Genomic DNA, 12,619 nt, shown 5'->3' with positions numbered 1-12,619 from the left:
TGACGTTCCACCCCTCATCTGAATGAGATAGGTTTTACCTTTGAATTCTGTTCCAAAAATAGGTTTAGGGGTCGCGATGATCATCGCGACCTTTGTTGTTTCTGCCCTAGGTGCTTTGATTGTTCAAGCCCCTTCACTTGATGTGTCTGTGGTATGGGACGATCCGTATTATCAACATGTCACCAAGTTCAGCTTTTACCAAGCTTTTCTTTCCACATTGCTCAGTGTTGGCTTGGCCATTCCAGTTGCGCACGCGCTTTCGCGTCGCCAATTTATTGGTAAATCATTACTGCTTAAGCTGTTTGCATCGACGCTAGTTTTGCCTGTTTTGGTTGGTGTTTTCGGGCTATTAGCGATTTATGGCAACAGCGGTTTGTTAGCGCAGTGGCTACAGAGTTTCGATAGCAAACTGCCATTTTCTATTTACGGTTTGAACGGCATTTTACTCGCCCATGTGTTCTTTAATTTACCTTACGCGGCGCGCTTGCTGTTGCAAGCATTAGAATCTATTCCTGCCGAGCAACATAAGCTGTGTGCGCATTTAGGTATGAACCATTGGAATAAGTTTCGTTGGGTGGAATGGCTGCGTTTAAGACAGCAACTTCCCCACGTTTGTGGTTTGGTATTTATGCTGTGTTTTACCAGTTTCGCCACTGTAATGGCATTGGGGGGCGGGCCAAAATCTACCACCATTGAATTGGCAATTTACCAAGCGATTAAGTTTGATTTTGATTTACAAGCTGGGGCGTTATTGGCGCTGTGGCAGATGCTGTTATGTGGACTGCTTGCGATTGGAGTGCAGAAGTTAACAAAGCCTGTTTCTATCAGTGCTGGCAGCACATCGGTACAGCAATATTTAACGAAGGATCATGGGTGGTCAAAAGCTTGGGATAGCTTTTGGATCATAGGTGCCTTTTTACTGGTGATACCACCGTTATTGATGGTGTTACTGAGTGGCATCAACCAACAAGTTTGGACGGTGTTAACCGATGAACGTTTTTGGTCTGCGTTATCTAACTCACTCAAAGTGGCAGGGTTAGCCAGTGCGCTTGCGGTCGCTGCAGGGGTGTCCATACTATTGACCAGTCGCCGTTGGCGGTTGCAGTACAAAAACACGCGAGCCGATCAGATTGAGTTAATCGGCACCATTATTTTGGTGACGCCAGGTTTGGTGATTAGCACCGGATTATTCTTGCTGTTGCGATCATTTACCGATGTTTTTAGCTTGGCGTTTTTTGTTGTGATTTTGGTGAACGGTTTGATGGCTTTGCCTTACGTGATCAAAACGCTGGCACAGCCAATGCTGCATATTGAGCAACAGTACCAGTATGTGTGTGCCAGCTTAGGCATGCGTGGCTGGCAACGCTTTAAAGTGGTGGAGTGGCAGGCTCTGCGCAAGCCATTCGCACATGCGTTTGCGATCAGCTTTATGTTTGCGATTGGCGATTTAAGTGCTATCGCGTTGTTTGGCGGGCAAGAGTTCCGCACTTTGCCTCTGTATTTGTTCCAGTTACTTGGCAGCTATCAGATGGACGCGGCTGCGGTGGTATCGGTGACCTTGTTGTTGTTGAGTGTGGGCTGTTTTGCCTTGATTGAGAAAGTATTGAAAACGAAGGAGAGAGCGTAATGTTAGTGTTGGATGATGTGCAGTACACCTACCAACGTGAGCTGTTTCGTTTTGACTTAACGATTGAGCAAGGTCAGATAGTGTCGCTGATGGGACCAAGTGGGGCTGGAAAATCGACGTTGCTGGCGTTGGTGGCTGGATTTATCCATCCTGACCAAGGTGACATTCGGGTTGATGGTGAGTCTATTGTGCGTAAAGAGCCTTATCAGCGTCCTTTCTCCATGCTGTTCCAAGAGCATAACTTGTTTTCTCACTTGTCGGTGCGTGACAACATTGGCTTAGGTTTACACCCAGGGCTGAAGCTCACTGTAGACCAAAAGCGTCAGGTTGAACAAGCGGCGCAGCAAGTTGGCGTTGCAGAGTACCTCGACCGTTTGCCTGAGCACCTTTCTGGAGGGCAGCGTCAACGTGTTGCCTTGGCGCGTTGTTTTGTTCAGCCTCATCCCATGTGGCTGTTGGATGAGCCTTTCTCGGCGCTTGATCCGGTTTTACGTGAAGAGATGCTGAGCTTGGTAAAAAAACTGGCGGCAGAGCGGGGAATAACCGTATTGATGGTCACGCACCATTTAAGCGATGCCAAAGCCATTGCCAGCCACTTTGTGTTTGTGGCTGATGGCAAAGTGGAAGCGGCGGATAGTATGTCTGCATTGAGTGAGCAGCATGCTAGTGAGAAGCTTGCGGCATTTATCCGAGCCGCACGCTAATGCTCAATGGTGGCTGGGTTATGCTTCACCGCAACACAAACCATGTCGAGGACCAAATTCAAACTGAGATCTTAGGCTCATGATATGGTCAATCATCGCTTGTACTCGTCGCGTTCGGTTTGCGCCAGGACGATAGACTAAATAAATGGGCATTGGTACCGTGTGCCATTGAGGTAAAACTCTGACTAAGGAGCCATTTTCCAGCTCTTGCGTCATGTTTTGCATAGGTAAGTTAGCGATTCCCAATCCTTTGAGCGCGCCTTTTAATACCGCTTCTACGGTGGTGCTAGAGAAGTTACTGCTTACTGAGACGTTGACGGTGCTGTCCTGCGAAATCAACGTCCAAGGGCCTATCTCTGAAACATACTGATATCTCAAACAGTTGTGTGTTGTCAGATCTTCTGGCGTTTTAGGTACGCCACACTCAGCTAAATACTCAGGACTGGCGGCCAATACTCGGGTGGTGTAGCCCAATTTTTTAGCAATCAGTCGATCATCGACGATCTGGCCGACTCGAATTGCCATATCAAAACCGTGTGAAAACAGATCAACAAAATCGTTCGATGCTTCTAACGCAATTTGTACTTTTGGCCATTGTTTTAAAAATGGTAAAAAGATGTGCTCAGCCATATACGCGTCCAAGGCTGGTGGCGCAGCAATGCGAAGCCGACCTTGGATCTGCTGTTCCATTTCCTGAACGTCTTGACCAATCGAGTGAAATTCCTCAACTAAGCTTGCAGCACGCTCTAAAACCATTTGACCAGCTTCGGTAATCACCAACTTTCGGGTCGTGCGCTCTAGGAGCTTGGCTTCAAAGTGTTGTTCGAGTTTGGTTATGGCTTTACTAACAGTAGATTTTGGTAGGTTTAACTCCAGCGCGCACTTGGTTAAGCTCAGTAGTCGACAGCTTGTGACAAAGATAGAGAGCGTCCTAAAGTCAATTGTTTCTAAATTTCGAACAATCACTTTCAATTATCCATATTGTTTCAATATTGATCTGATTATAGTCTGGCTCTTCATCCTTAGCCATCAAGTTATTGTCATTTGAGGTAAACAACATGTCCAACTCTGTAGACTTATTTTCTCCTATCGAACTGGGTCAATTAGCATTAGATAACCGTGCCATTATGGCCCCTTTAACGCGTGCTCGTGCCAGCGCAGATCATATCCCGAATGACCTTATGGTTGAGTACTATGCTCAACGCGCGAGTGCTGGACTTATCATTGCTGAATGCACCATGGTGATGGAAGGAACGTCTGCTTTTATGGCAGAACCGGGCATTTATAACGAAGAACAAATTGCAGCTTGGAAAAAGGTAACGGATGCGGTTCATGAAAGAGGCGGTAAGATCGTATTGCAAATTTGGCATGCGGGACGCGCTTGTCATCCTGAACTGAATGACGGGAAAACGCCTGTTGCAGCGAGCGCACTAGCCATTCGTGATGAGTTAGTCCATACCCCTTCAGGTAAGCAAGCATATACGGTACCACGAGCACTCGAAGTGGATGAGATAGCTTCCATTGTGGCAGCGTTTAAGCAAGGTGCGGAAAACGCCAAGAGAGCAGGCTTTGATGGTGTGGAGATACATGGCGCCAATGGTTATCTTATCGATAACTTTCTTCGTGATGGTTCGAATTTACGTACTGATGAATACGGTGGCTCAGTCGAAAATCGTGCCCGTTTTTTACTTGAGATAGTTAAAGAAGTGGTCGAGGTATGGGGACCTGGAAGAGTAGGGCTGCGCACATCACCATTAAATGGATTTAATGACATGAAAGACAGCGATCCGGTTGGCTTGGTTCGTTACTTAGCTAAGCAACTTAATGCTTTCGATCTTGCTTATTGGCACGTGATGCGTGCGGATCTAAAGGGCGTACAAAAAGCAGATGTTCTCAAGCCAGCACGCGAAAACTATCAAGGTTACCTAATGGCCAACGTGGGCTACAGTGCACAAGAAGCGACAACGGCAATTGCAGAAAATCAAGTTGATGTGGTCGCATTTGGCGTTCCATTTATCGCCAACCCTGATTTAGTTGAGCGATTTAAGAAAAATGCACCTCTTAATGAGGCAAAACCTGAGCACTTTTATTTAGGTGGAGCAGAAGGTTATACCGATTACCCAGTAATGGCATAATCCTTACTTGTTCAATATAAAAAGGACGCTAATGTTAGCGTCCTTTTTCGTTTCTTTAGTTGTTTAACCTTGCGGTTTCACGACCATCACATTGATTGGAGAATATTCCACGACCTTACTTGCGACAGAGCCAAGCATTACTTTATTGATTTTAGAACGCTTGTGACTTGGCATAATGATGAGATCAGCGCCCAAGCGCTCTGCATAATCAAGAATCGTCGCGTAGGCTTTGCCCTCAGCAACATGCACTTGGTACACCACATCTTCAGCAATATGCTTATTGGCAAAAGCTTTTAATTGCTGCTTCACGTCTTGCTTCATTTTGGCTGCTGCATCTTTTGGGAAGTATGTAGCAACCATCGACATGTGAATACCAGGTAGTACTGTTAGAAGGTGGATTTGCGCATTCGCTTGCTTTGCCTGCCAAACCGCTAGTTCAACCGCTCGGTCTGAAAAGCCTTGGTCATTTAGATCAACCGGAACAAGAATTTGTTTGTACATTCAATGTCTCTCACTAAGGCCCCTTGTCCTCGGGGCCAAATCGGTTATGCGCTCAATTGTTCCTTACGAGCACGACGTTTTTGGTTCATGGCAAGCACCAGCAAAATCATTAAGCATGGCACAAATACCCATTCTTTCATCGGACGTTCTGCATCTTGGATAACCCACTTGATCTCCCAATCAAAGTCGATACCTGCAGACTCTGCCGGGCTACCAAACTCGACCATATCGACAATCATTTTGTTGTCGCTTTCGGTCAGCATCAGACCCATAGACGAAATACGTGCTTCCGCTGTTGTCGCACTGTCTTCGAATGGAAGACGAACCGTTTTCTCGATGTAGTCGCCCTCAAGGTTTTCGCCGGCAACACGTAGCTCCAATGATTCTCCTACATTTAGCGTTTCCGTGATTTGAGCTACCTCAACGCCAGGAGAAAGAACTTTCGCTGGATACAGCATGTCCCACCAAAAACCAGGACGGAAAAACGAAAATGTCAGTACTAATAATAGAACGGTTTCCCACCACTTGTTACGCGTGAACCACCATCCTTGTGTTGCGGCGGAGAAGATCAGCATCGCAATGATCGATGAGATGACAGTGAGTGCTAAATGCCACCAAGAGTCTATCCCCATCAACAGTAGCTGGGTATTGAACACAAACATGAATGGCAAAATGGCGGTTCGAATATCGTAAGTAAAGCCTTGGATACCTGTACGAATTGGGTCTGATTTAGCAATCGCAGCCGCCGCAAATGCCGCAAGACCTACGGGTGGGGTGTCGTCGGCCAAAATACCAAAGTAGAAAACGAACAAGTGCACCGCAATGAGTGGGATGATCAAGCCATGTGCTGCACCTAGCGTGACAATAACCGGTGCCATCAACGTAGATACTACGATGTAGTTCGCCGTTGTCGGTAGACCCATCCCAAGAACCAAGCTGATTATTGCGGTAAACAGCAGCATAAGAATGATGCTACCGCCAGAGATAAACTCAACGAAGTCCGTCATGACCAGGCCGATACCCGTTAGGGTGACGACCCCAACTACGGTACCTGCCGCTGCCGTTGCAACGCCGATACCAATCATATTGCGAGCGCCAGCAACCAAGCTCTCAGCCAGATCGACGAAGCCATCTTTGGTTTGCTGCATCATGTCACCTTGCTTTGATAACAGAGCAATCAATGGACGCTGAGTCAGCAAAATGAAAATCATGAACACCGTTGCCCAGAATGCTGAAAGACCTGGCGAGAAGCGCTCTACAGTCAGACACCAAACCAATACAACGATAGGCAGTAGATAGTGCAAACCAGATTTAACCGTTGGGCCAGGATCTGGTACTTCTGTTAACTCTGCATCAATCTCAATTGCGCCATCTTGCACGTGATTTGCTGAGATCTTCACCAAGCCAACGTACGCAATTAACAGGGCAACCGTAACAATTGGCGTCGCGGCATCACCAAAGACATCTTTCGTCCAACCCACTCCGTAGTAAACCAATGCGCTGATCACACACAGTCCTAAGATTGTGCCAGTAAAGGAAAGCAAACTTTGCACTAACGTTGGGTTGTGGCGACGAGGAAGACCTGTCATACCCGCTTTACACGCCTCAAGGTGAACGATGTAAATCAAAGCGATGTAAGAGATAAGTGCCGGAAGTAGGGCAGCCTTAATCACCTCAACGTAGGAGATACCGACATATTCCACCATCAAGAATGCCGCTGCGCCCATGATTGGTGGTGTTAACTGACCATTAGTTGAGGCGGCAACTTCAACGGCTCCCGCTTTGGTGCCCGGAAAACCGACACGTTTCATCAATGGGATGGTAAAGGTACCAGTGGTTACCACGTTTGCGATTGAAGAGCCAGAAACAAGCCCGGATAAACCAGATGCAACAACGGCCGCTTTTGCAGGACCACCTTTCATATGACCCAGTAAAGAAAAGGCGACTTTAATGAAGTAAGCACCTGCGCCAGCACGTTCCAGCATGGCGCCAAACAATACAAACAAGAACACAAAAGAGGTTGAAACGCCTAATGCGACACCGAATACACCTTCCGTTGTTAGCCATAAGTGAGACATGGCCTTGTTTAAGCTCGCTCCTTTATGCGCGATAACATCGGGCATGTAAGGGCCGGCAAAGGTGTAAGTAAGGAAGACAGCAGCAACCACCATCAGTGGTGGACCGAGCGCTCGGCGCGTTGCTTCTAAAAGGAGAACCATACCGATGACAGCAACGACGATATCTACCGTTGTTGGTGCACCGGAACGTCCAGCTAGCTCGGTATAAAAAAGGTAAATATATGCCGCAGAAAAACTACCTGCTAGCGCCAATATCCAATCGACAAGAGGGATATGATCGCGAGGGGAATTTTTCATCGCTGGATAAGCAGTGAAAGCCAAGAAGATCGCGAAAGTGAGGTGGATTGATCGCGCTTCCGTGTCGTTCAGTACGCCGAAATTAAAAATAAATGGTAGCGGAGATGCGTACCATAATTGAAATAGTGACCAACACAGAGGAACAAACCAAAGGATTCGTCCTTGCATTCCCGAGGGGCTACGTGCACCTGTGTCTGCCTGAGCCACCATTTCTTGCACATCTTGTGACGGAGCTTGATTCGTCGCCATGTACTTTTTCCTTATTATTGATGGTCCTGTCGGATTTTTATCGAGAACCACACTTCGCCTTTATCAGTGTAGCGAATGGAGCGAAGTTTGCTTTCGAGTATTTTGCTGCCTGAACTCAAAGTGTTGAATTTTGGAGACTCTGCTAGGCGGCGTTTAAGTTTTTCTTGGGTATGAACTCGCAATTTTCGGAAGAAAACTGGCGAATGAAGCATGCGGTTAGCACGTGCTACAACCTGCATGCTCAAACAGGCAGAAAACCATCTTTTCCTGCCTGTGAGTTTGGAGTCTGAGGAAGTTACTTAAGTAGACCCACTTCTTTGTAGTATTTTTCTGCACCTGGGTGAAGAGGGATAGATAGACCCGCTTTCACCATGTCTTCTTTTTTCAGGTTTGCAAACGCAGGGTGTAGACGTTTGAACGTATCGAAGTTTTCAAACACGGCTTTTGCAACGTTGTAAGCGACATCGTCTGAAACGTCTGCTGTTGTAACCATCGTTGCTGCAACACCAAAGCTGTTTACGTCTTTGTCTGTGCCACGATACATGCCAGCTGGCACTGAGCTAAAGGCGTAGTATGGGTTATCAGCAACAATCTTATCGATTTTCGGGCCAGTTGCAGAAACTAGCTTAGCATCACATGATGTTGTTGCTTCTTTGATTGAACCGTTCGGGTGACCCACCATGTAAATGAATGCGTCAATTTTGTTGTCACAAAGTGCTTGAGAACGCTCAGAGCCCTTTAGCTCAGAAGCCAATTTGAAGCTGTCGTTTGTCCAGCCCATCGCTTCCATAACAACGCCCATGGTTGCACGGTCACCAGAGCCTGGGTTACCGATGTTTACGCGCTTACCTTTTAGGTCTTCAACGTTTTCGATACCTGAATCTGCACGAGCAATGATGTTGAAAGGTTCTGTATGAAGAGAGAACATTGCACGTAGCTTTTTGTACGGGCCTTGTTCCGCAAACTTACTCGTACCGTTGTAGCCGTGGTACTGCCAATCCGATTGCACGATACCAAAATCTAACTCGCCAGCACGGATAGTGTTAACGTTGTAAATAGAGCCGCCAGTCGATTCTACTGAACAACGAATGTTGTGTTCTTTACGACCTTTATTGACCAATTTACAGATAGCACCACCAGTAGGGTAGTAAACACCTGTAACAGAGCCAGTACCGATAGTAATAAACTCTTGAGCGTTAACTGCGCCTGCACCCATTACTGCTGCAGCGATAGCGCCTACTTTGAGAAGTTTGTTAAATGCCATGAATTTCCCTTCCTTATATTCATTATTTACCCGGAAATAACCATAAATCACTTCTGGAGTTTCCTATTTGGAAACGGCATCTTTTCCAATCCAATCGTTTGAAAAAGCGAGCGAATCATAACAAAAAATTGGCAGAAAATTATCCAATTGTTAAATGTTATAGTTGATAAGTCTGAATCTTGTGCAGGAGGATAGTGTTAGATTTGTGATTTAATTCTTTTTATAACAAACACTTAATAAGTATTAAGTGAACGAAGTGAAAAAGATCAATTGCGTGATGTTAATCACAAAATAGGTGGTTAAATAATGGTCTGGATAAGCAAAAAATTTACATAAATCATGGGCTACAAAATGAGATTTCTTTTATAGCCCACAAAGAGTTAGCTGATCTAAATGTGAAAGAACTTAGCCAGTGTATTCGAACAGTTCACACACTGATTTGAACAACTGTTCAGTCGTAATCGCCATCGTTGGAGTGATAAAGATAGTGTCATCACCTGCAACAACACCAAGAATACCTTCGGATTTACCCAGTGAGTCAAGCAAGCGAGCAATCAACTGCGCAGCACCAGGGCCAGTATGGATAACAACTAATGCCGCGTTATGGTCAATGTCTAGCACCAGTTCACGCAAAGAGCTGCTTACAGTCGGTACGCCTAGCTCAGCAGGAAGGCAGTAAACCATTTCCATTTTTGCATTGCGTGTGCGGACGGCGCCAAATTTAGTCAGCATGCGTGATACTTTCGATTGGTTAATGCTTTCAAATCCTTGTTGTTTGAGTGCATCAACAATCTCACCCTGTGAGCCAAAGCTCTCTTCTTTTAATAGGGCTTTAAAGGCGCGGACTAAGTTGTCTTGTTTTTCTGAATTGCGCATAGTCATTACGAATCTCTTATTACGGGTCAGCAATTTTGCATATTCTCGCATATATATTCATGCGGTGCCAAAGAGTCCCAGTATTATGTTAGTTACGTCACTGTAAACTATATACCACATGGAATTCTTTAACTATATGAAGTAGGGCTGTTTTTGTTTTCTTGAATTCCTTGTCATTTCAACAGAATAAAAGAATAATCCAAGCCCCATTTGTAGCACGGTAACAGCGACTTGCGCGAGGTCGCAAAGCTAGCGTTAATTGATTGTAATCAAGTTGTGATTCCGATAGCTTTATTTAAGTTGGTTACAAACTACCCTACGAATACGTTTATAAGAGAAATACTCTCAAGGAGAACTACATGAAAGTAGCCGTTATTGGTGCCGCTGGTGGCATCGGTCAAGCCCTGGCCCTTCTACTTAAGAACCGTCTTCCTGCTGGTTCTGATTTAGCCCTATACGATATTGCTCCAGTAACTCCTGGTGTGGCTGCTGATCTTAGCCACATCCCGACGCCAGTTTCTATCAAAGGTTACGCGGGTGAAGATCCTACTCCAGCACTAGAAGGTGCGGATGTTGTGCTGATTTCTGCAGGTGTTGCTCGTAAACCTGGTATGGATCGCGCGGATCTATTCAATGTAAACGCTGGTATCGTTAAGTCGCTAGCGGAGAAGATTGCGGTTGTTTGTCCGAAAGCTTGTGTTGGTATCATCACAAACCCGGTAAATACAACAGTGCCAATTGCCGCTGAAGTACTTAAAAAAGCGGGTGTTTACGATAAGCGTCGCTTGTTCGGTGTAACAACACTGGATGTTATCCGTTCAGAAACATTCGTTGCAGAGCTAAAAGACAAAGATCCAGGTGACATTCGCGTACCTGTTATCGGTGGTCACTCTGGCGTAACGATCTTACCTCTACTGTCTCAAGTGGAAGGCGTTGAGTTTACAGCTGAAGAAGTAGAAGCATTAACGAAACGTATTCAAAACGCAGGTACTGAAGTTGTAGAAGCGAAAGCGGGTGGTGGTAGTGCAACACTATCAATGGGCCAAGCTGCATGTCGTTTTGGTCTGTCTCTAGTTCGTGCTCTTCAAGGTGAAGAAGGCGTAGTTGAATGTGCATACGTTGAAGGCGACGGTGAACATGCGACTTACTTCGCACAGCCTGTGAAACTAGGTAAAGAAGGCGTAGAAGAAGTACTAAGCTACGGCAAACTCAGCGACTACGAAAAGTCTGCACTAGACGGTATGCTAGAAACACTAAATGGCGACATCAACATTGGTGTTCAATTCGCAAAGTAATCTAGAAAGCTCGAATAAGAAGAAAGCCGATCAAAATGATCGGCTTTTTTGATCTTTGGCTTCTCTGCTTCGTAAAATTACTTGATCAAAACAACGTGGTGAAGGAGAAGATGATGGAAGCAAGTCGAATCCGTAAAGGCATGGTTGTTGAGTGCCAGCAGGGCGTAGGTACGATATTGGTGGTCGACCGTGAAGCAGAGACGGTACTGTTGTCGAAACAAGGCTCTGATCAGCAGATTGCGGTTAGCTTTGATGAAATAGAAGATGACCCACAACTGCATGGTGGTAGTGACAGATATTACTAGCGCCTATCACGGCATTAGGTATCAGATACAAAAAAGGAAGAGCTTGCTCTTCCTTTTTGTTTTAAGTCTTGCGTTATGGGTTGCTATGATTACTTCGTGCGTTGTACCGCGACATGAGCCAGAGTAATAAGCGCTTGCTTGTATTCAGATTCCGGCAATACTGATAGTTCTTCGATTGCTTTGTCTGCTTCTTCTAGTGCTTTTTGCGTCGTGTATTCCAGAGATCCGGCCTCTTTCATCACCACGAGAATTTCTTCTAAGCGATCCATGCCATTGGCCTTCTCAATTGCTTCGCGAATCATGAGGGCATTGTCTGGCGTGGTATTACGCATAGCGTGAAGTAGAGGTAAAGTTGGCTTGCCTTCAGCCAAATCATCCCCCACATTTTTACCCATGTCTTCGCCATCAGAGGTGTAATCCATGACGTCATCAATAAGCTGAAACGCAGTACCCAAATACTTACCGTAATTTTGCATTGCGATTTCAACATGCTCAGGAGCATCGTTTAAGATTGCGCCAATTTGAGTTGCAGACTCAAATAAGCGTGCCGTCTTAGAGTAGATGACTTGCATGTAGCTTTCTTCTGTCGTGTCAGGATCGTTACAGTTCATCAACTGCTGAACTTCACCTTCGGCGATCACGTTTACGGCGTTGCTCATTAGCTTAAGGATCTTCATGGATCCTAGCTCCGTCATCATTTGGAATGAGCGAGTATAGATAAAGTCCCCAACTAACACGCTAGCAGCATTGCCAAATGCAGCATTCGCAGTTGCTTTACCGCGGCGCATGTCTGATTCGTCGACCACGTCATCATGCAGCAAAGTCGCTGTATGGATGAACTCAATAAACGCAGCTGCCATTGTATGACCGTTGCCTTGGTAACCAAGTGCGCGGGCTGACAGTATCGCTAAAAGCGGTCTCAGACGTTTGCCTCCACCACTTACGATATAAAAACCGAGCTGGTTGATTAAAGAGACATCAGAATTAAGTTGGGCTTGAATTGTTTCATTCACTTTTGCCATGTCATCGGCAGTAAGCGCTTGGATAGTTTTAAAATCCATCGTATATCCGGCTGAAGTTAGACCCTGCAAGGCTTATTCGATTTATATAATTGTCGAATAATACACTAAAAAACGTTGATTAATACATTACTAAAGGGCATGATTGCCGCACTTTTCTTTGGCGATTAGCTTTTCGCCAATTTTTTCAAAATATGGCTTGTCATAGGAGCATCTATTCTGTAGAATCTGCGCCCTATTGATGATTAGTTTAGCGCACACCCTCAAGA

General features: G+C 45.7%; 12 protein-coding genes. 5 read left to right on the top strand and 7 right to left on the bottom strand.

The annotated features are described in order from the left end of the window. Window positions 1-40: 40 nt before the first annotated feature. Both thiP and thiQ read left to right on the top strand, forming a co-directional pair. Window positions 41-1,627, top strand: coding sequence for a thiamine/thiamine pyrophosphate ABC transporter permease ThiP (thiP, locus tag L3V30_RS17455; protein WP_237309397.1), 1,587 nt, complete (start codon window positions 41-43; stop codon window positions 1,625-1,627). Next, window positions 1,627-2,331 carry a thiamine ABC transporter ATP-binding protein gene (gene thiQ, locus L3V30_RS17450; protein ID WP_046874040.1) on the top strand — a complete coding sequence of 235 codons (705 nt, stop codon included), beginning with the start codon at window positions 1,627-1,629 and terminating at the stop codon, window positions 2,329-2,331. Before thiP ends, thiQ begins: the two co-directional genes overlap by 1 nt. Window positions 2,332-2,349: 18 nt before the next feature. Here thiQ and L3V30_RS17445 read toward each other — a convergent pair whose 3' ends face one another. Then, complete coding sequence (locus L3V30_RS17445) at window positions 2,350-3,297, bottom strand: LysR family transcriptional regulator (protein ID WP_054867221.1); 948 nt, start codon at window positions 3,295-3,297, stop codon at window positions 2,350-2,352. A 92-nt stretch (window positions 3,298-3,389) separates the two neighbouring features. Here L3V30_RS17445 and L3V30_RS17440 point away from each other — a divergent pair, with 92 nt between their 5' ends. After that, window positions 3,390-4,466, top strand: coding sequence for an alkene reductase (locus L3V30_RS17440; protein WP_046874038.1), 1,077 nt, complete (start codon window positions 3,390-3,392; stop codon window positions 4,464-4,466). Window positions 4,467-4,529: 63 nt separating this feature from the next. Here the strand turns inward: L3V30_RS17440 and L3V30_RS17435 are convergent, their stop codons facing one another. From L3V30_RS17435 to argR, 5 genes are all read right to left on the bottom strand, one after another. Next, entirely contained in the window at window positions 4,530-4,967 is a 438-nt protein-coding gene (locus L3V30_RS17435) for a universal stress protein (protein ID WP_005392306.1), read from the bottom strand. 44 nt (window positions 4,968-5,011) lie between these two features. Next, window positions 5,012-7,591, bottom strand: coding sequence for a TRAP transporter permease (locus L3V30_RS17430; protein ID WP_065644958.1), 2,580 nt, complete (start codon window positions 7,589-7,591; stop codon window positions 5,012-5,014). A 14-nt stretch (window positions 7,592-7,605) separates the two neighbouring features. After that, complete coding sequence (locus tag L3V30_RS17425) at window positions 7,606-7,830, bottom strand: hypothetical protein (protein WP_054867222.1); 225 nt, start codon at window positions 7,828-7,830, stop codon at window positions 7,606-7,608. Window positions 7,831-7,886: 56 nt separating this feature from the next. Then, the gene (locus L3V30_RS17420) at window positions 7,887-8,855 is read right to left on the bottom strand and encodes a TAXI family TRAP transporter solute-binding subunit (RefSeq protein ID WP_005392302.1); all 969 of its coding nucleotides are present in this window, start codon (window positions 8,853-8,855) and stop codon (window positions 7,887-7,889) included. A gap of 405 nt (window positions 8,856-9,260) precedes the next feature. After that, window positions 9,261-9,731, bottom strand: a complete 471-nt coding sequence (gene argR / locus L3V30_RS17415; RefSeq protein ID WP_031780246.1) for a transcriptional regulator ArgR — start codon at window positions 9,729-9,731, stop codon at window positions 9,261-9,263. A gap of 359 nt (window positions 9,732-10,090) precedes the next feature. On the opposite strand from argR, the gene mdh reads away from it, so the two are divergent. Further along, window positions 10,091-11,026, top strand: coding sequence for a malate dehydrogenase (gene mdh, locus L3V30_RS17410; RefSeq protein WP_237309396.1), 936 nt, complete (start codon window positions 10,091-10,093; stop codon window positions 11,024-11,026). A gap of 113 nt (window positions 11,027-11,139) precedes the next feature. Then, on the top strand, window positions 11,140-11,331 hold the full coding sequence (locus L3V30_RS17405; RefSeq protein WP_005392299.1) for a hypothetical protein: 192 nt from the start codon (window positions 11,140-11,142) through the stop codon (window positions 11,329-11,331). Window positions 11,332-11,420: 89 nt separating this feature from the next. Here the strand turns inward: L3V30_RS17405 and ispB are convergent, their stop codons facing one another. Next, the gene (gene ispB / locus L3V30_RS17400; protein WP_237309395.1) at window positions 11,421-12,392 is read right to left on the bottom strand and encodes an octaprenyl diphosphate synthase; all 972 of its coding nucleotides are present in this window, start codon (window positions 12,390-12,392) and stop codon (window positions 11,421-11,423) included. Window positions 12,393-12,619 lie beyond the last annotated feature (227 nt).

Source organism: Vibrio sp. A1-1, assembly GCF_021728175.1.
GTDB lineage: Bacteria > Pseudomonadota > Gammaproteobacteria > Enterobacterales > Vibrionaceae > Vibrio > Vibrio diabolicus.
Note: the sequence above shows the minus strand (reverse complement) of the source record. Positions and strands in the feature narration are given on the sequence as shown.